This window comes from Halostella salina (assembly GCF_003675855.1).
GTDB classification, from domain to species: domain Archaea; phylum Halobacteriota; class Halobacteria; order Halobacteriales; family Natronoarchaeaceae; genus Halostella; species Halostella salina.
On record NZ_RCIH01000010.1, the window covers coordinates 21,322 to 38,657 of the forward strand.

General features: G+C 69.2%; 18 protein-coding genes. 9 read left to right on the top strand and 9 right to left on the bottom strand.

What is annotated here, in order from left to right:
• Positions 1 to 128: 128 nt before the first annotated feature.
• Together D8896_RS17350 and D8896_RS17355 are read left to right on the top strand one after the other, a co-directional pair.
• On the top strand, positions 129 to 1,802 hold the full coding sequence (locus D8896_RS17350; protein WP_162991638.1) for a hypothetical protein: 1,674 nt from the start codon (positions 129 to 131) through the stop codon (positions 1,800 to 1,802).
• A 64-nt stretch (positions 1,803 to 1,866) separates the two neighbouring features.
• Complete coding sequence (locus D8896_RS17355; RefSeq protein WP_121823451.1) at positions 1,867 to 3,336, top strand: flippase; 1,470 nt, start codon at positions 1,867 to 1,869, stop codon at positions 3,334 to 3,336.
• Positions 3,337 to 3,446: 110 nt separating this feature from the next.
• Here D8896_RS17355 and D8896_RS17360 read toward each other — a convergent pair whose 3' ends face one another.
• Positions 3,447 to 5,267, bottom strand: a complete 1,821-nt coding sequence (locus D8896_RS17360) for an asparagine synthase-related protein (protein ID WP_121823372.1) — start codon at positions 5,265 to 5,267, stop codon at positions 3,447 to 3,449.
• A 379-nt stretch (positions 5,268 to 5,646) separates the two neighbouring features.
• On the opposite strand from D8896_RS17360, the gene D8896_RS17365 reads away from it, so the two are divergent.
• Positions 5,647 to 7,956 carry a right-handed parallel beta-helix repeat-containing protein gene (locus D8896_RS17365; RefSeq protein WP_121823373.1) on the top strand — a complete coding sequence of 770 codons (2,310 nt, stop codon included), beginning with the start codon at positions 5,647 to 5,649 and terminating at the stop codon, positions 7,954 to 7,956.
• Positions 7,957 to 8,110: 154 nt separating this feature from the next.
• Here the strand turns inward: D8896_RS17365 and D8896_RS17370 are convergent, their stop codons facing one another.
• Complete coding sequence (locus tag D8896_RS17370; protein WP_121823374.1) at positions 8,111 to 8,413, bottom strand: HalOD1 output domain-containing protein; 303 nt, start codon at positions 8,411 to 8,413, stop codon at positions 8,111 to 8,113.
• 160 nt (positions 8,414 to 8,573) lie between these two features.
• On the bottom strand, positions 8,574 to 8,705 hold the full coding sequence (locus tag D8896_RS20045) for a hypothetical protein (protein ID WP_259372658.1): 132 nt from the start codon (positions 8,703 to 8,705) through the stop codon (positions 8,574 to 8,576).
• 221 nt (positions 8,706 to 8,926) lie between these two features.
• Here D8896_RS20045 and D8896_RS17375 point away from each other — a divergent pair, with 221 nt between their 5' ends.
• Positions 8,927 to 9,742, top strand: coding sequence for a hypothetical protein (locus D8896_RS17375; protein WP_121823375.1), 816 nt, complete (start codon positions 8,927 to 8,929; stop codon positions 9,740 to 9,742).
• A gap of 7 nt (positions 9,743 to 9,749) precedes the next feature.
• On the opposite strand, the gene D8896_RS17380 is transcribed toward D8896_RS17375, so the two are convergent.
• The 3 genes from D8896_RS17380 to D8896_RS17390 all read right to left on the bottom strand — a co-directional run bounded on the left by D8896_RS17380 (position 9,750) and on the right by D8896_RS17390 (position 11,706).
• Positions 9,750 to 10,124 carry a DUF5789 family protein gene (locus tag D8896_RS17380; RefSeq protein WP_121823376.1) on the bottom strand — a complete coding sequence of 125 codons (375 nt, stop codon included), beginning with the start codon at positions 10,122 to 10,124 and terminating at the stop codon, positions 9,750 to 9,752.
• A gap of 241 nt (positions 10,125 to 10,365) precedes the next feature.
• Positions 10,366 to 11,073: a hypothetical protein gene (locus tag D8896_RS17385; protein ID WP_162991639.1), complete on the bottom strand. Its 708-nt coding sequence runs from the start codon at positions 11,071 to 11,073 to the stop codon at positions 10,366 to 10,368.
• A 459-nt stretch (positions 11,074 to 11,532) separates the two neighbouring features.
• Positions 11,533 to 11,706: a YHS domain-containing protein gene (locus D8896_RS17390; protein ID WP_121823378.1), complete on the bottom strand. Its 174-nt coding sequence runs from the start codon at positions 11,704 to 11,706 to the stop codon at positions 11,533 to 11,535.
• Between the two features lie 162 nt (positions 11,707 to 11,868).
• Between D8896_RS17390 and D8896_RS17395 the strand changes: the two genes are divergently transcribed.
• Positions 11,869 to 12,411, top strand: coding sequence for a hypothetical protein (locus tag D8896_RS17395; protein WP_121823379.1), 543 nt, complete (start codon positions 11,869 to 11,871; stop codon positions 12,409 to 12,411).
• 47 nt (positions 12,412 to 12,458) lie between these two features.
• Entirely contained in the window at positions 12,459 to 13,067 is a 609-nt protein-coding gene (gene rdfA, locus D8896_RS17400; protein ID WP_121823452.1) for a rod-determining factor RdfA, read from the top strand.
• Between the two features lie 178 nt (positions 13,068 to 13,245).
• Here the strand turns inward: rdfA and D8896_RS17405 are convergent, their stop codons facing one another.
• Together D8896_RS17405 and D8896_RS17410 are read right to left on the bottom strand one after the other, a co-directional pair.
• The gene (locus D8896_RS17405) at positions 13,246 to 13,560 is read right to left on the bottom strand and encodes a HalOD1 output domain-containing protein (protein WP_162991640.1); all 315 of its coding nucleotides are present in this window, start codon (positions 13,558 to 13,560) and stop codon (positions 13,246 to 13,248) included.
• Positions 13,561 to 13,687: 127 nt separating this feature from the next.
• The gene (locus D8896_RS17410; RefSeq protein ID WP_121823380.1) at positions 13,688 to 14,062 is read right to left on the bottom strand and encodes a DUF7344 domain-containing protein; all 375 of its coding nucleotides are present in this window, start codon (positions 14,060 to 14,062) and stop codon (positions 13,688 to 13,690) included.
• 196 nt (positions 14,063 to 14,258) lie between these two features.
• On the opposite strand from D8896_RS17410, the gene D8896_RS17415 reads away from it, so the two are divergent.
• Both D8896_RS17415 and D8896_RS17420 read left to right on the top strand, forming a co-directional pair.
• Positions 14,259 to 14,708 carry a hypothetical protein gene (locus D8896_RS17415; RefSeq protein ID WP_121823381.1) on the top strand — a complete coding sequence of 150 codons (450 nt, stop codon included), beginning with the start codon at positions 14,259 to 14,261 and terminating at the stop codon, positions 14,706 to 14,708.
• Between the two features lie 188 nt (positions 14,709 to 14,896).
• Positions 14,897 to 16,030: an alpha-D-ribose 1-methylphosphonate 5-triphosphate diphosphatase gene (locus D8896_RS17420; protein WP_205596881.1), complete on the top strand. Its 1,134-nt coding sequence runs from the start codon at positions 14,897 to 14,899 to the stop codon at positions 16,028 to 16,030.
• Positions 16,031 to 16,101: 71 nt separating this feature from the next.
• Here D8896_RS17420 and D8896_RS20050 read toward each other — a convergent pair whose 3' ends face one another.
• Positions 16,102 to 16,227, bottom strand: a complete 126-nt coding sequence (locus D8896_RS20050) for a hypothetical protein (protein WP_259372659.1) — start codon at positions 16,225 to 16,227, stop codon at positions 16,102 to 16,104.
• A gap of 473 nt (positions 16,228 to 16,700) precedes the next feature.
• On the opposite strand from D8896_RS20050, the gene D8896_RS17425 reads away from it, so the two are divergent.
• Positions 16,701 to 17,285 carry a DUF7344 domain-containing protein gene (locus D8896_RS17425; protein ID WP_205596879.1) on the top strand — a complete coding sequence of 195 codons (585 nt, stop codon included), beginning with the start codon at positions 16,701 to 16,703 and terminating at the stop codon, positions 17,283 to 17,285.
• Positions 17,286 to 17,336 lie beyond the last annotated feature (51 nt).

Consider the following 17,336-nt stretch of genomic DNA (forward strand, 5'->3'; position numbering starts at 1 on the left):
TCGATATATAAATTTCGAAGGTCGTTCCGACGACGGTTCGGTCGGAGCGCCCTCCGCCCCCGTCCGCGCTGGCCGCGGCGGTCACAGTAGGCGGTCCATTCTTATTGGACAGATCGGGCAACTCCCTGGTGAGTGTGAATCGAAGGACGTATCTCGGGCTACTGGGGGGAGCGGTCGCAACCCTCGGCGGCTGTACCCATCGGGATACGAACGCACGGGGGAGCACCGTTCGCTCGACCACCGGGGACCGGAACCGAACGACCGACACGTCGACGGAGCGGACGGAGACGCCGGGCGACGACGCGGAACCCGACCCGCCGGCGCTCTCGTTCGACGAGCGCGTGAACGTCGTCGAGGCGTTCGACTGCGACCCGACGGGCGAGACTCCGTGTGACGAGCAGCTCCGGCAGGCAACCGCGGAAGGGCGGCTGCTGGTGTTTCCCGAGGGGGCGTACCGGCTCGACGAGCCGCTGACGATCACCGGCTACGACCGCGTCGGACTGCAGGGGGTCGGGGACGTCCGGCTCGTCCCCCCGTCGGGGTACAACGACGTCATCGTCGACGTCGATGTCGCCGAGTTCCTGCTCCAGAACGTCGATATCGACATCCGGGCGTCGAACACCAGCGCCGGGATCCAGGCGCTGACCGACACGACCCTGCACGTCGAGCGCGTCGAGTACCGCGGTCGCGGCCTGCACACCGGCTCGGCCGGCGTCCACGGGCTGGTACCGGTCGTCCGCGACCCGGACGGCGTGGCGACGATCAAAGAGTACGTCGCCGAGCGCGGCGCGGCGTGGGGCCACTACGGCTGGGGCAACGGCCGCGCCGGCATCTACGTCGGCCAGCTGAACCGGGGGACGGTCCGCATCGTCGACGCGCACCTGGAGGAGTTCGGCGGCTCCGGGATCTACGCGACGTCGACGCCGGGGGACGTCCACGTCCACGGCGGGACCTTCCGGAACAACAACGTCGCGTCGATCCGCATCGGCGGCGCGGGGAGTTTCGTCGAGGGCGCGACGGTCGAAGCGAGCCTGTCGGCGTACGAGGGACCCCGAACGCAGGAGGAGGGCGCGTTCCGTCTGCGTGGGATCGTGATCAACCAGAAGTCGGCGTACGTCGACAAGCCGCCGGGGGCCCGCGTGGCGGACTGCGACATCAGCATCGACGGCGACGTGCCGAGCCCCGGCCCCGGGATCACGATCCAGGGACCGGCGAAGACGGCAACGGTTCGGAACACCGCGATCCGCGTCGACGCGGACGACACGCCGGCGGTGTCCCGCGTCGGGAAGACGGCGTTCGGGAACCACCCGCCGTCGAGCGGCCCGCGCTGGGTGGAACTCGACGGCGTGCGGATCACCGGCAGCGGGTCGGGCGCGGCCGCAGTCGTGATCGAGGACGCGCCCGGGTCGACGCTCCGCGACGCGACCGTTCGGCTCACCGGACGGCGTCGCGACGGCGTCCGACTCGTTCGGTCGCCCGACGCCACCGTCGACGGCGGTTCGGTGGTTTCAAAGGGGTATCCGCTCGTCGTCGATGTCTCCGACGCCGGCGACGCCGGCGACGTGCTCGTGACCGTCGACGACCGCCCGATACTGCGACGGGTTCCGTGTGGACCCAGGGCCGAACTGCCCGAGGACGCGGCCGCCGGGACGATCCGGTCGTCGTTCCGGCCGTCGGGGAGCGCCGACGGCGACGCCGCTATCGTGCTCCCGGAGTCGGACGCCGACGACTTTCGCATCCTCGTCTCGGACCTGACCGCCGACCGGCTGACGGGCCGTATCGTCCGGGAGGGCGCGTCATGACGGCGATCCGGTGGCGAGCGACGGTGAGCCGTCGCCCGGTCGGCACGACCCGGGAGGTGAGCCGATGAGCGTCGGCAAGCGGATCGCGAAGGGCGCGTCCGCGCTCATGCTCGGGCAGGTCGCTCGCATGGCCGCACAGGGGGCGATCGTCTACCTGCTCGCCGGGCGATTTCTCACGGCCGACGAGTACGGCACGCTGTTCTACGCCGTCTCGATCCTCGGCATCGGCGTGCTCGTCGCGAGCATGGGCTTTGCGAAGTCGGCCGCCCGGTACGTCGCCGAGTACCGCGAGCTGGATCCGGCACAGATCCCGCATATCATGCGGTCCGCGCTGACCTACAACGTCGTCGGCGTCGTCGTGGTCGCGGCGGTGCTGGCGGCGTTTCACGACCGCCTCGCGGCCCTCCTCGGGCAGCCCGGGATCGGAACACTGCTGCTCGTGGGGGCGGCCTACGTCGCCGCGCGCTCGCTGCAGAAGGCGTCGACCCTCCTCCTGCAGGGGTTCAACCGGGTCGACCTGAGCGCGGTCGTCAGCGTCGTCGGGAACGTGAGCCTGCTGGCGTTCATCGTCGTCTTCCTCCTGCTCGGCTGGGGGCTTCCCGGCGCGATGCTCGGCTACACGGTCGGCTACGCGCTCGCCGCGCTGGTCGGTTTTGCCGTGCTGTACGTCCGGTTCTACCGCCCCCACGTCCAGGGGGAGCCGGCGGAGGAAGGGCTGTACCGGCGGGTGCTGGAGTACAGCGTTCCGCTGGCGGTGACGCGGGGGTCGAACGTCCTCGACAACCGGGTCGACACCATCCTCGTCGGCTACCTGCTGAACCCGGCGGCCGTGGCGTACTACACGCTGGGCAAGCAGATCAGCGAGTTCGTGATCGCCCCGGCCAGCTCGCTCGGCGTCGCCGTGTCGCCCACCTACGGCGAGCAGAACGCGAGCGATAGCCTCGACCGGGCCGCCCGCCTCTACGAGACGACGTTCGAGTACACGCTCGCGATGTACCTCCCGGCGACCGTCGGCGTGCTCCTCGTCGCCGACCCGGCGATCCGCGTCGTGTTCGGGCAGGAGTACCTCGGCGCGATCCCCGTCCTCGAAGTGCTGAGCGTGTTCGTCCTGGTCAAGGCGCTCGACAAGATCACCAGCGACGGCCTCGACTACCTGGGGCGGGCCAGGGCGCGGGCGCTCGCGAAAAGCGGCGCGTCGATCGGGAACTTCGTCCTCAATCTGCTGCTTATCCCCGCGATCGGCGTCGTCGGGGCCGCGCTGGCGACGGTCGTCACCCACTCGCTGATGCTCGCCGTGGAACTGGTCATCGTCTACCGCCAGCTCGGCCTCTCGCTGCCCCGTCTGCTCCGGGCGACCGGCGTCGTCCTCGCCATCACCGCCGGGATGGGGGTCGCGGTCGCGCCGCTCGTCGGCTACGTCACCGGGATCCCGTCGCTCGTCGCCGTCGTCGGCGCAGGCGTCGTCGTCTGGGCGGCGCTCGCGGTCACCACCGGGATCGTCGAGGTCGACCGCATCCGGGCGGTACTCACGTAGAAAACGGGACGGAGCGTCGCGCTCCGGTCATAGTGTTTGCTCTCACTGTTTATCGGTGGTCGACCACACCGTTACCGTCGACCACCGGCAATTGGCGAGAGCAAACACTATCAGTCCAGCGTCGCCCGCGCCGACGGCTCCGGCTTCGTCGTCCGGTCGTCGACGTGCCGCCGGAACCAGGATTCGAGCGTCGTCACCGGCGCGATCACGTCGATGTGGTTCCCCTCGCCGAGGTGGTGGGCGGCCTGTAGCTCCCGGAGGCGGTCGCCGTCGAACAGCTCCCGGTCGCACGCCGAGTCGATCAGGTCGTCGATCTTCGCGCGGAGCGCGTCGTTCTCCCGGTACCACTCGTCGATGAGCCCCCGTCCGCCGTACGTCGCCCGCGCCCGGAGCCGCGCGAGCGCCGTCGATCCGAGGAAGCCGGCCACCTGAACCGGCCACGGGTACTTCGGGGGCAGTCCGGTCCGCTCGTACCGGATCTCGGCGAGCTCCGGGTGGAGTTCCTGCAGGAGCCAGAACTTCGGCTTCGTCGTCCCGTACGGGATGCTGTTGTCGGTAAACGGGACCGTCCCCATCCGGTACTGCAGGGGGAGCTTCGCCGCGTGTTCGAGGAGGTCACCGTCCGCGTACGTGACGCGCGTCCCGACGCGCGCCCGGGGCACCTGGTTGCTCGCGTGGGCCATCCGAGAGAAGTAGTTCTGGAAGTGCGCGTCGAGGATCTTCCCGGCCTTGGTCGTCTCGTCGGTGAACGCGGTCTCCGCACGGAACGAGTCGAGGGGGTCGACGCTCGCAGTCAACACCTCCCTCACGGTGCCCACGTCGTTGACGGCCTCGCTCCGGTACATCGACTCCACGGGGGATGCGCAGTCGGTGAAGTGGTGGCGGCCGAGGTGGTGGCCGACCAGGGTCCCCTCTAACCCCTCCATGATGACCCCGGGCGGGTCCGCGACGTTGAACACCGCCGCGAGGTTCTTCGTCGTGTTCCAGCGGACCATCCCGTCCGTGAGGTCGATCACCTCCTCGAACCGGGGGGCGAACGTCTCGGCGGACAGTTCGACGAGTTCGTTCGGCACGCCGAGGGTCGCCGCCACGTCGCGGGCGGGTTCGACGTTCTCCCCCGGCGGGTTCGCGTCGTAGGTGTACGTTCGCAGGTCGAACGAGTCGTCCCGGACGGCGTTGCGCTGCAGTTCGGCCGCGGTCATGCGGCTGTCGAGGCCGCCGGAGAGCCAGAGTCCGGCCTCGCCGTCCAGCGTGGTGCTCACCCGGTCCATGGAGCGCTGGAAGCGCCGCTTCAGCTCCCGGAGGTAGGGCAGTCCGGGCTCGGCCGCCTCGTAGTCGGGCTTCCAGTAGCGTCGAACCGACGCCTCGCCGTCGGCGTACTCCAGGTAGGAGGCGGGGCGGAGCGCGCTCACCCGCTCGACCAGGGTCCGGTCGCCCCACATGTGTCCCATGAGCAGCATGTCGCTGACGCCCTGTCGGTCGATCCGGACCTCGTCGAGTTCGTCGAGCAGGGCGCTCACCTCGGAGCCGAACACGAGGCCGTCGTCGGTCGCGTAGTAGCACTGTCGGGTGCCGATCTTGTCCTGTGCCAGCACGACCCGGCGCTCGGCGGCGTCGACGGCGGCGATGGCGAACGACCCCTCCAGTTCGGGGAGGACCTCGTCGGGTCTGTCGAGGACGCCCTCGATCAGCTCGCGGTCGGAGAGCGACAGTTCGTCCCGGTTCGACACCGCGCCGTTGACGACGCCGAACCGGCTCCCGCCGTCCCACGACGTGTGGCCCGCGGGGTCCCGGTCGCCGTGGTGGTGGAAGCCAAGTCCAAACGGTCCGTGCGCGAACCGCTCCGTCTCGAACCACTCCTCGTGATGCAACTGCCCGAGCAGGCGCGGGAGCGCGTTGCCGTCGACGGTCCCGCCGATGATACCGGACATACTATGCCGGGGAGGACAGGACAGACGGTTATCAGTATGTGCTGGCTTACAGGTACCGGAACCGACCCGTCCGATCCCGGAGGGAGACGCTGCGACCGGCGTGTCGCGTCGCCGACCTGTCCGCGGTCCGTGGGCGCGCTCCAAGCGCCGAGTCCGGCGGTAAGATGGCCTTACTGGCGCGTCGCTGGCCGTTTTCGGCCGCCGATCGGGGCGGTGAACGGCGGTCCGAGGGTGTGGCCGGCGCTACCAAGCGGACGTTTTACAGTAGCAACCGAATACGGTGGTCGTAACGGTAGCGTAAAGATCTGGTAAGTAAGTGCCCACGAAAATTAACCAAGCGTGAAACACGCTTTTGAGGGTAAGGTTCACCTACCCGAGCATGGGAAACGACAAGCGATCCGAGAATACCGACACCGATGACTTTCCCGAGCGGGATCACGAGAAAGTGGATCTTACCGGAGACGAATCGGCCGGCAACGGGAGCGCGGCGGACAGCGTCGACCGGCGTTCGTTCCTGAAGGTCGCGGGGACGGCGACGGCCGCCGCTATCGGATTCTCCGGAAGCGCGGCCGCGGCGACGACGGTCGAGGGGATCGAGTTCGACCGCGTCGTGAACGGCGTCGAGGACCTCGGGATGGACCCCGAGGGGAACGACTACGTTCACACCGAGATCGAGGAGGCGCTTTCCCAGTCGGGGACGCTCCTCGAACTGCCGCCGGGGACGTACAGGGTGCCCGGCAACGGCCACACGCCGAGCGTCACCGTCTCGTCGAACCGCGTCGGTATTCGCGGCACCGGCGACGCGCGCGGCGACGTGCGGTTCGTCACCGACCAGGGGCAGTACGCGCGGTGGCTGAACTGGTCCGGCAGCGACTTCCTGCTGTCGAACCTCGTGTTCGACCAGTACGACTCGTTCGACACGATGCTCGGGGCGCTGCTCTCGCCGAACGGCGGGGCCTGCAAGATCGTCGGCTGCGGCCTCGAAGGGTCGGAACCGTCCCAGCGCTCGGTCGGCGGGTTCAGTCAGAACCGCGACCCGATGCTGTTCCAGTTCGTCAACAGCGGCGGTCACATCGTCGTGCAGGACTGGGTAGACCTGACGCCGGTGCAGTACGACGACTACCCGAACAACCGCGCGATGTTCTGGGGCGCGGCGGGAGCGACCGGGAGCGCCGAGTTCCGCGACATGTGGGTCCGGGGCGGCTCCGGCTCCGTGATCTACTTCGGGAAGGACCGGATGGCCCCTATCGAGGTGGCGAACTGCCACTTCCGGCACGTCCACGACAAGGCCGTCCGGGTGACCGGCAGCGAGACGACGATCCGCAACTGCACCTGGTGGTACGACGACACCCAGTGGCACCCCGACTCGCACGTCCGCGGCGGCGGCACGCCGTCGCAGGCGTCGACCCGCTCGCTCTGGGCGCAGACGAACTCGTCGTACGCCCGTGCCGGCCCGACGGTCGAGAACTGTCACGTGAAGGTCGACAACCTCCAGTGGGGGGACGGCGGCATGCACTGGAACCGGTACACAAGCGGCGGGACGGTCCGCAACAGTCGGTTCGAACTCAACGCCGGCGGGGCCGCGGTGCGTGCCGGCAGCGGGTCCAGCACCGTCACCGTGGAGAACTCCGCGTTCACCGGCAGCTCCGGGACCGTCGCCAGCGGCGGGGGCGTCGAGGTCCGCCGGGTCTGCAACTCGCTCGACGGCTCGGGGTCGGGCTGTGCCGCCCCGGAGATCCCCGAGGAGTTTCCGGGCGAGTCGGTGAGCAGCCCTGACTCCGGGTCCGGTTCCGAGGACGGATCAGGGAGCGACACCCTCGACCGGACGCTGACCGTCGAGAGCACGGGGGAGGCCCGCGCGTCCTACGAGTTCAGCGTCACCGAGGCGCTCGAAGCCGGGTCGAACGCCAACACGTCGAACGCCGAGTATCTCGACGCGGTCGACGGCACGACCGGCTCCGGCTCGGTCGCGCTGTACGGCACCGACGACTACCGGTTCGCCGGCGAACTGGAATCCGCCGTCGTCGACGGCCCGGCGAACGTGTTCGTCGACGGCGAGCAGGTCGAGACCGAAGCCCCGGAGCCGGAGCCGACGCCGAAGACGCTCGAACTGACGAGCACGGGCGAGGCCCGTGCCACCTACGAGGTCGCCGTGACCGGCGGGATCGAGGCGGGCGACCGCGCCAACACGTCGAACGCCGAGTATCTCGACGAGGTCGGCGATTCCACCGCGTCCGGCTCGGTCGCCGTGTTCGGCACCGACGACTACGAGTTCACCGGCGAACTGGAGTCCGTCGTCGTCGACGGGCCCGCGGCGGCGTACGTCGACGGCGAGCAGGTGGAGACGCAGGCACCGTCGGAGGAAACCGACGGCAGCGATGGTGACGGCGAGGAGTCGAACGACGACGGCCAAACGGCCGAGCCGACGAAGACGCTCGAGGTGTCGAGCACCGGTTCTGCCCGCGCCACCTACGAGTTCACCGTCACGGGCGAGATCGAGGCGGGCGACCGCGCCAACACGTCGAACGCCGACTTCCTCGACGAGATCAGCGGCTCCACCGCGTCCGGCTCGGTCGCGCTGTACGGCACCGACGACTACGAGTTCACCGGCGAACTCGACAGCATCGACGTCGACGGTCCCGCCGAGGTGTACGTCGACGGAACCATCACCGACACCGGGGGCGAGTAGCCCGCAAGCGCCGGCCGGCGGCGTCGGTCAGCAGTTGTCGGCGTGGCGTCGGCCGCCGCTGAAGCGGTCGCGGCGAACCGCCAGTCGGTGACGCGCTGACGGAGCCGTCGCTGGTCGGGGTGGGATCCTTCGAACCGTATCGAGCCCGCCTCGATCACTCCCCCGGAACGGGGGGTGCGGACGGCTCCGTGCCGGTGTCCGGAGCCTCACTGACGACCACGCGCCGGTCGTCGTACACGACGACGTCGCAGCCGGCGACCGAGAAGCCGATCCGGCCCTCGAAACTGTCCGAATCGAGGATGCGCTCCAGCGCGTCGGGGTCGATACTGTCGTACAGCGGAACGTCGATGTCGAGCGGGTCTACGTCTTTGGCTTCGGCGACCGCCCAGACGATCGCTTCGGTGATCGGTTCGTCCCGTGCGGTTCGTTCGACGGGGGATGTAGGGTACGCGCTCATCACTGTCTCCCCGTTACGCGCCCGGGGGTTTGTGTCGCGTGGCTACAGTCATACAGGGCGCCCGCTAGCGGGGGCTATATGTATACATACGCGTTCCGACGACCGACCTTCAACAGTCGGCTCGTCGGGAGGGCCGTGACCCGCGTCCGCTGGAACCCGGTCAGACGCTGGCGATCGGTGACTCCCCGCAGGCGATACAGACGTACTCGTCGCCCGTCGTCTCGACGACGGGGGCGTTACACTCGACACACTTCATGCGCGCGCTCCGCGCCGCGCGTGGATAGCGTCCCATGGTTCGACTGTCACTCCCCGGAGGCGTAAAACGGCCCGACCGTTGACGGCGGTTCACGGCCGTTGCTCGGCGTAACCCTCACCTTCCGGCCGGCGCGTCGAAGACGCTAGCCGGCCCCGTGACCAGGCCGCGCTTACCCCATCCGGAAGCGGTTCCTAACGGGTATCGGTGTTTGACAGGTAGCACAACACGTTAGCACGCCGGCGACGTGGCGGACGACGATGAGCACCCCGACCGTCACCGACGACGACATCGCCGTCCTGCGGGCGCTGTCTGACGGCCTCGCGGACCCGGACACCGTCACCGAGAGGGCGGGGGTCGACGACGCGCCGATCCGCCTCGACGCGCTGGCCGAGGCGGGACTCGTCCGGCCGACGGCCGACGGCTACGCGCTCACCGACAGCGGGGAACGGTTGCTCGCGTCGCCCGACGACCCGCCGGCCGACTCGCACCTCGACGCCCCGCCCGATGTGACAGCGGCCCTCGACCGGCTGGGGCTGCGACCGGACCACGAGGACGCGGTGCTGGCCGTGTACGCCTTCCTCAGTCACTGGGGCGAGGCGACCCGCGCCGAGGCCGTCGACGCCGTGTTCAGCGAACACCCGCTCGGCTACGTCGACGGCGACGACTGGTGGGACGAGACGATACGCGACGCGCTCGCGGCGCTCCCGGGGATCGAGCACGACGGCGACCGCTGGCGGCACGCCGGCGGCGGGATCGTCGACGAGACGGGGGACGGCCGCCGGCCGTTCGGCTCCGCCGACCGCGAGCGGTTCGGGAGCGTCAAGCACGCGCTGGAGTCGCTCGACGTCGACAGCCGGCAGCGGACGGCAGTGGTCGCGGCGTTCGAACTGCTCCGGTCCCCCGGCGGCGCGACGACGGCGGAACTGCGGGAGCGCGCCCACGACGCGGTGTCCGTCGAGGCGTCGGCCGGCACCTGGTGGCGTGACGGCGTCGAACCGGTGTTCGAACGGCTCCCCGGCGTCGAGCGTGGCGGGGACAGACGCTGGCGGTACGTCGGCGACCGGAGCGACTGACCGACGGTCACTCCGGCGGCCGCCCCGACGCCTCCTCGTCGTCCAGATCCGACAGCGCGCGCTCGTCGTTGTACTCCTCGGAGCCCGCCGCCTCCCCGGTCAGTTCGTTGAAGATCGCTTCCCGCGCCTCGTCGGCGGAGCCGAAGCGCTCGTCGACCAGCCGGTCCAGGGCGTCGCCGACGGACTCGGTCTCGTTGGCGAGGGCGATCTCACGGTCGCCGTACTCCGCGGCGAGTTCCTCGCTCGTCGCGGGATACTTGTGCTCGTCGAGGAAGGCCGCGCCCGCGTCGGCCGACATCCGCTCGACGCTCTCGGCCCGCTCCCGGCGGCGCTCCCCCGCGCGTTCGCTCACGTCCTCGGCGTCCGGCTGGTCCCGTGTCATGGTCGGCCGTACCGTCGTGACGCGGAAAAGGCTGGGTCCCGGTTGGTTGCCAGCTGGTGACGTCGACCGGTGCCGACCGGTGCCACGGGGGTGAACTCCATCCATGCGCCGTACCGGCCGTCGTCACAGTACCCCGGGAGGGCGTGGTACGTACTTCCGAGAACGATCTGGTACAGCGGCGAAAAGAAGCGGACACGGTCCAGGTGTCCGAGTATCCAGCCGGTCGTGCCGACAGGCTACGTTACCACTGCTGAGGCTGCTGCATGCCGCCCTGCTGTGGCTGCTGGGACTGCTGTTCCCGTGGCTGGTGTGACTGCTGACCGCCCTGCGGTTGCTGGTGTTGCTGCATCCCGCCCTGCTGCCCCTGCTGGCTCATCTGCCCGCCCTGACGGTCACCCTGAACTGCCGGGGCGGGCTGCTTGGTCCCCTGGAACTGCGCCTGTGCCTGCTGGAGTCCCTGCTGCACCTGTTGGATGAGCTGTGGCTCGCCGAAGGATTCCAGAAGCCGGTAGGTGCTGTCGATCGCCCGGTTCACCGCCGCCGCCGTCTCCTGACAGTGGGGGTTCCCGTGGCGCTGTATCTCCTCCAGACCGTCCTCGGCGACGGAGGCGAACAGCATCGCCGCCTCCAGCCCGTAGACGGAGTCGCGGGCGATCAGCCGGGCGTTCAGGTCCGCCAGTTCGCCGATGTCCTGGCAGACGCGGATGCAGGTCGCCATCCCCGGCCCCTGCTCGATCATCTGGTCCACGCACCACTCCGTGATGTCCGTGACCGTCTCGAAGTCCTCCAGCGCGGTGCGGAGTTCGCCCGTCAGGTCGCTCTCGAAGTCCCGGCCACGCTGCCGGAGCAGGTCGGCCTGCTGTCCGTGCTGGCTCATCTGCGTCGGCTGTCCGCCCTGTTGCATTCCTGTTCCCTGTGCGCCCGTCCCTGGCAGCTGTTGTTGTGACATTGGAATCACTCCTTGGTCGTTCGTCGCGGGCACCGGTCCCGCGAGGCGAACCGGGCTACATCGGTTCCGAGGATAAACCGGCCCGGTCGTTTCTCACGGTTCCCCCGGTAACGGGCCGTTTCCGCCGGAGCCGGCCGGGCACAGCCGACCCGACGGCGTCGTTTCAACCGGGCCAAAGCACGGCTTACTCGGGTCACCCGGCGGTCATCCGTCCCGGTTCCCGAGCGCTCTGCGGAGGTCGGCCGTGATCGCCGCCACCTTGCTCCGGTCGTACAGCGCCGCAGCGGGATGGAACGTCGGCCGGACGGTTCGCCCTGTGCGACCTCGTCACAGCCGGGAGCCTCGCCGACGAGCACCGCGTCGGCGTCGGACGAGCCGACATCGGGGACGAACCGCTCGCGGTCGAACTGCTCGTCCGGCACGGCCGCGAGTTCGCCGGCGAAGGCCCCGGGAAAGCCGTCACGCGTACTCCTCGGGCGACGCCTCGAACCGTCGCTTGCAGTCCTCGCTGCAGAACCGGTACGTCTCGCCGTCGTACTCGGCTTCGGCCGGCGCGAACGCCTCGTCCTCGTAGTCGGTCTCCGTCGGGTTCCGGGCCTCGATCCCCTGGCCGCAGACTGGACAGGTCTCCATAGACACGGTTCGACGGCGGCGAAGTAGAGTGTTGGTCTCTGCGATTCGACACACCGGGGGATCGCCGGCTCAGGGGAACCCCGGTTTTGAAGCCGATTTCCACCGTACTGATGATGGTGTACGACGCCCCGCGTTTATTGAACTCGGCGTCGTCGGTCGGCCATGGTCGAACGCAGCGATCGCGTCCTCGACGCCTTCGGGCACCGCGGCGACGCGCTGCTCGCCGACGAGTTCCTCTCGCTCATCGAACGCCACCACCCGACCGACGGCCCGGGCGTCGACTGGGCGGTGGTCGAGGCGTACGCGGAGACGCTCGACGAACGGGGCATGAGCCAGCTCGACGGCGACGTGGTGCTCGAACGGATCGACTCGAAGCGCACGGCCAGCGAGACGTGGGTGGACGACGGGGCCATCTACGACCTCGGCGACGGGCGCGTGAGCAAGTACCCCGCCGAGTGGCACGACCGACTCGGCGGCTCGACGGACCTCGTCGCGGTCGTCGAGTTCCTCGCCGACGCCGAGGCGTCGATCGGGCAGGGCGGGGCCGGGAGCGGCGTGCCCGAGGAGTTCCTGCTCGACACCGTCGCCGTCGTTGGCGGCCTCGACCGCGAGGACGCGAAGGCGCGGCTGGAGGAGCTACGGCGGTCCGGCCCGCTCGCCGAGGACGCCGACCAGCACCCGAACCCGCGGGTGCGGCTGGAGTGATCCCGAACGAGGAAGGTTTAAGCGACTGAGAACCCATCATGAACACGATGAGTCGGACCGAGACGGTGACCGTCGACTGCAACTGCAAGGTCGGCCGCGTCGTCGACCGGTACGGAGTGCCGGATCTACACGAGGAACTCGCCGAACGCTGGGGGGAGGAGAGCCTCCGCGAACTGGAGCGCTACGTCAACGAGCGACTGCTCGGCGCGGCGATGCGCGACGCCGGGATGGAACTGCTCGACGGCGAGGTGGAGAACTTCTACGACCTGCTGGTCGACGACGACACGAGCGAGGGCGTCCGGGTCGAGGTCCGGAAACGGCTTGAGCGCGCCGACGTGGACGTCGAGGCGGTCAGGGACGACTTCGTCTCCCACCAGTCCGTCCACAGCCACCTCCGCGACTGCCTCGACACGACCTACGAGGACCAGCGCGACGACGAGGACCGGATCGAGTCGGCGGAGAACACCGTGTTCGCGCTCCAGAACCGGACGGCGGCGGTCACCGAGGGGACGCTCTCGCAGCTCCGGGACGCGGACGCCGTCGCGCTCGGGGAGTTCGACGTGTTCGTCGACGTGAACGTGACCTGCCGCGAGTGTGGCCGCCATCTCGACATCGGAACCCTGCTGGAGCGAGGCGGCTGCGAATGTCAGCAGTAGATTACACACATAGGAGTGTAAGTTATGCGGGATGCCAGCCCCGACGGCGCGAGAACTGAAAATAAATTGAACATTTAAAACGAGTGAAAGTCGTTCGAGAAAACCGGGCGGAGCCAGCGTCGAGCGTTCGAACTGCCGACCGAACTCGGATCGGTAAATCCGTGACCCATTTCTCCGCTCACGGGCGGACGACGATCTCCCCGTCGGGGTAGACGGTGACGCGGTAGCCGGCAACCGCGAGTTCGAGACGGCCGACGTTCGCGCGCCGGATCCCGGGGTGCGGTCGGAACAGGTCGTCGAGCGCGTCCGGGTCGACGTACGAGTCGAGCGGGTCCATGTCCGTCGGGTCGCTGTCGGAGACTTCGGCGAGCGCCGCGACGAGCGTGACGCTCAGCGACGCGTTCCGATCCCAGTCGTGTTCGGCGTAGTAGGCGTCGGCTTCGGGGTCGTACGTGACCGTATCGTCGGGTTGAGAAATCCCCGACCGGGTCATCGTCCCCCTCCCGAAGCGCTCGACCCGTTCCCCCGTACACGATGTGTACTTACAGACATCAGTAATCGGACGTGTGCGGGACCACTAAAAGGATCAGGAACGGGACGGTACTTTCCGGTAGCAGCGGTCAACGCTCCAGTTCCGCGGCGCGGGTGAGAAACCGGTCGACGACCGGGTCCCCGACGTACGAGACGCTGCTGTCGGCGCGGTCGTAGTCCACGACGTCGGCGTCGGCGAGTTTCGGGAGGTGGACCTGTCCGAGCGAGATGACGACCCGCTCGCGGTGGCGCTCCGGATCGGCCGGCGACGTGCTCCCCCGGTCGATGACCGCGTCCGCGAGGTCGGACACCGACACCGACCCGTCGCGTCCACGGAGGCAGTACAGCGCGTGACGCCGCCGTTCCACCGACAGAAGGTCGAACGCCGTATCGATCGCACCCGGTGTGACGTGGTCGTCGTCGGCCACCGTGCGACCGTCGCCGGGCGTCCAGTCCTCGTCCATCGAGAACGAAAGGGACAGCCGTTCGGATAAGTATAGTCTCGTTACGGACCGGTACGCATCGTTTACGCGTGACAGGGGCAGGGGGTTGGGCCGTCAGCCGTCGGGTGCTGTGCGTAACCACCAATCCGACGGTAGACGGGGTGAAACCGGAGTATCGGACGGCTACTTAACTCCGCCGTCGTGGTAGCCGGACCGGATGAACGGGACGACGGGCGACGGACCGGACGCCGACGTCCGGCGGTTCGGGCCGGCGTACACGGCGGCGCTCGCCGGCTGTCTCGTCAGCTCGGTGCTGACGTTCGCCTACGTCGGCGGGCCGGCGCGCGAACTCAACCCGGTGTTGCGGGCAGTCATCGACGTGATCGGGCTCGAACTGATGGTGCCGCTCCGGGTCGCCGTGGCCGCGGTCGGCTACTGGGCGTACTTCGTCGTCGCCCAGGTCTCGGACACGGGGCGGGCGGCGGTGGCGCTCGGCTGGCTGACGGCGCTCGTGTACGTCGGGGACGGCCTCCACGACCTGCGGGTCGCGGCCGCGGCGGGGCCGCCCGACCCGGGCGTGGCCGCCGTCGGTGGACTGTTGCTCGTGGTCGCGGCGGCGCTCGGCGTCGCTCTCCGCCCGCCGACCGTCGTCCGCGGTAGCGCCTGAACGTCGTTGACCGTCGGGCCTCCGGAAACGACGCGACCGGTGTGAAACCGTTGCAGGCGCTACTATAGGTGGGGTATTACAAAGCGTTCGACTGCCGTCCGATAGGGAACACCGGACAGCCGTATGCAACGTACGCAACCACCAACCATTGCCCGCCCGCACCGACCCGCGCGGCGCGCTCCGTGACGATGGCCACCGTCATCGCGAACGCGCGGATAGTGACCCCGACCGCCGTCGAGCGCGGCAGCGTCGTCGTCGAGGGCGACCGGATCACCGCCGTCGCTCCGTCGGACCCCCCCGAGCACCCGGAGCGCCGGATCGACGCCGACGGAAACTACCTGCTACCCGGTCTCATCGACCTCCACGGCGACGACGTGGAGCGGCACGTCTTCCCGCGCCCCGAGGCGCGGGTGCCGACCGACGAGGCGCTCGCCGCGTGCGACAGGGCGACGGTCGCCGCCGGCATCACGACGAAGTTCCACGCCGTGGCGTTCGAGGAGACGCCCGACGAGAACCGGTCGCTGCATCTGGCCCGGGAGCTTCGGGACCGGATCGCCGACGCCGACGGGCAGCTCGCGCGCCACCGCTGCCACGCGCGCTGCGAGGTGAGCGACGCGGACTGCGTCGAGACCGTCCTGCGGGCCGTCGACGGCGGGGACGTGTCGCTCGTGTCGCTGATGAACCACGCCCCGGGCGGGGCGCAGTTCGACGACGTGGACTCGTTCGAGCGGCGGTACGCCGACGGCAGCGGGACGGCCGACTGGGACGTCGACGCGTTCGCCGAGCGGCGCGACTGCGACGAGTCGGTCCGCCGCGAGCGGACGAAGCGCGTGGTCGAACGCGCGCGGGCGGCGGGGATCCCGGTGGCGTCCCACGACGACGAGACCGCCGAGGACGTGGAGCGCGTCCACCGACACGGCGTGGCGATAAGCGAGTTCCCCACCACGGCCGCCGCGGCCGAACGGGCGTCGGACCTCGGAATGACGACCGCGATGGGCGCGCCGAACCTCGTGCGGGGCGGGAGCCTCTGGGACAACCTGGACGCGAGGACGGCGGCGGCGGCGGACGCTCTCGACGTGCTCTGTAGCGACTACCGGCCCGAGTCGCTGGTGAGCGCGGCGTTCGTCGACACGGGCGAACCGCTACCGGAGCGCGTCGCCCGGGTGACGGCCGCCCCGGCGGACGCCGTCGGACTCGACGACAGGGGACGTGTCGAACCGGGGACGCTGGCCGACCTCGTGCTGGTCGACCCGACGCCGCGGCCCACCGTCCGGCGCGTGTTCGTCGGCGGACGGGAGGTGTATCGCATCGGGAGTCGGTGATCCGGACGAAAGCGTCCCTTACCCGGACGTTACGACATGAAACCCGCCCGAACAGTAACGCCGTTTTATTCCTATTTCGTCCGATGGATCGCTCGCTGGTGGCGGCTCGCGACGGCGGCGGGGACCGCGGCGACCGACCCGTGGACGCGGCGTGCGACGGCCCCGCCGTGCCGGCTGGGGACCGGCGTGGCAGCCACACACCGGCCGCGACCGGGGGACGCGGCCGGCGGGACCCCGCCACCAGCCCGGGGCAGCGTGCCGATGGACGGATGTCCATATAAAGGTCGATACCTGATCGACGGGCGGCGTGGACATCTGACGGACCGGATCGAGAGCACCGTCTTTTATCCGTAGTTTGTCTCGGGAAAATAGCACGACTGGTCCGCGGACGACCGCAAGCCGATCCTACTCCGATCACAGGTTCCGCCTGTCGAACATATATCCTCAGGTACATGTATAATTATATATTAGTTAACTTTATACAATGCGGTGTCATCTATTGCGTTGAATCGACACGAAGAACCGTACGGGCCCCGGAAGGGTGGGGGACCGACTCATGACCGCCGCAACACCGCACACGCATGTCACGAACTGGGGAACACGATAGCCGGGGAGGATCGTCGACGAACGAGCAGTCCGGGGAGAGCGAACCGACGGAGGTGACGCGACCGTGAGCGTCTCGCAACCGGTCGGCGAGGGGGAGCAGGTAGAGGAGGTGTCACAGGAGTCGACCCCCGACGAGCAGGAGCAGACGGAGTCGGAGACCGAACTGTCGCTGGACGTGATGTTCGAGATCCTCAAAAACGAGCGGCGGCGGTTCGTCCTGCAGTACTTCGAGGACCGCGAGGGCCCGGTCGCGCTGGGGGACCTGGCCGAGCACGTCGCGGCCAGGGAAAACGACAAGCCCGAGCGCGAACTCACGTCCGGGGAGCGAAAGCGCGTGTACGTCGGGCTGTACCAGTGCCACCTGCCCAAGATGAACGACGCCGGCATCGTCGACTTCAACCGGGACCGGGGGCGGATCGAACTGGGTGAGAACGCCGACCTGCTGACGGAGTACCTCGACACGGACGAGACGACCGAACGGCCCTGGCCGCAGTACTACCTCGGCATCGCCGCCGCCGGCGGGACGCTGTTCGGGCTGGGCCAGTTCGGCCTGTACCCGGTCCCCTGGCTGACGACGGTGGTGGCCGCCGTCGTCATCGTCGCCTTCGCCGCCTGCGCGCTGGTCCACGACCGGGCGGTGGCCGAGTAACGTCGCCGCCGAAGTGCCCTCCTACCGGAACTAAGTTCGTTCTGCTACCGC

Coding starts and splice junctions, on each gene's coding strand:
- D8896_RS17410 (WP_121823380.1), bottom strand. CDS start 14,062: ATGGACGAGGACTGGACGCCCGGCGACGGTCGCACGGTGGCCGACGAC.
- D8896_RS17405 (WP_162991640.1), bottom strand. CDS start 13,560: ATGACCCGGTCGGGGATTTCTCAACCCGACGATACGGTCACGTACGAC.
- D8896_RS17395 (WP_121823379.1), top strand. CDS start 11,869: ATGGTCGAACGCAGCGATCGCGTCCTCGACGCCTTCGGGCACCGCGGC.
- D8896_RS17360 (WP_121823372.1), bottom strand. CDS start 5,267: ATGTCCGGTATCATCGGCGGGACCGTCGACGGCAACGCGCTCCCGCGC.
- D8896_RS17365 (WP_121823373.1), top strand. CDS start 5,647: ATGGGAAACGACAAGCGATCCGAGAATACCGACACCGATGACTTTCCC.
- D8896_RS17380 (WP_121823376.1), bottom strand. CDS start 10,124: ATGACACGGGACCAGCCGGACGCCGAGGACGTGAGCGAACGCGCGGGG.
- D8896_RS20045 (WP_259372658.1), bottom strand. CDS start 8,705: ATGGGACGCTATCCACGCGCGGCGCGGAGCGCGCGCATGAAGTGTGTC.
- D8896_RS17370 (WP_121823374.1), bottom strand. CDS start 8,413: ATGAGCGCGTACCCTACATCCCCCGTCGAACGAACCGCACGGGACGAA.
- rdfA (WP_121823452.1), top strand. CDS start 12,459: ATGAGTCGGACCGAGACGGTGACCGTCGACTGCAACTGCAAGGTCGGC.
- D8896_RS17415 (WP_121823381.1), top strand. CDS start 14,259: ATGAACGGGACGACGGGCGACGGACCGGACGCCGACGTCCGGCGGTTC.
- D8896_RS17385 (WP_162991639.1), bottom strand. CDS start 11,073: ATGTCACAACAACAGCTGCCAGGGACGGGCGCACAGGGAACAGGAATG.
- D8896_RS17390 (WP_121823378.1), bottom strand. CDS start 11,706: ATGGAGACCTGTCCAGTCTGCGGCCAGGGGATCGAGGCCCGGAACCCG.
- D8896_RS17375 (WP_121823375.1), top strand. CDS start 8,927: ATGAGCACCCCGACCGTCACCGACGACGACATCGCCGTCCTGCGGGCG.
- D8896_RS17355 (WP_121823451.1), top strand. CDS start 1,867: ATGAGCGTCGGCAAGCGGATCGCGAAGGGCGCGTCCGCGCTCATGCTC.
- D8896_RS17420 (WP_205596881.1), top strand. CDS start 14,897: ATGGCCACCGTCATCGCGAACGCGCGGATAGTGACCCCGACCGCCGTC.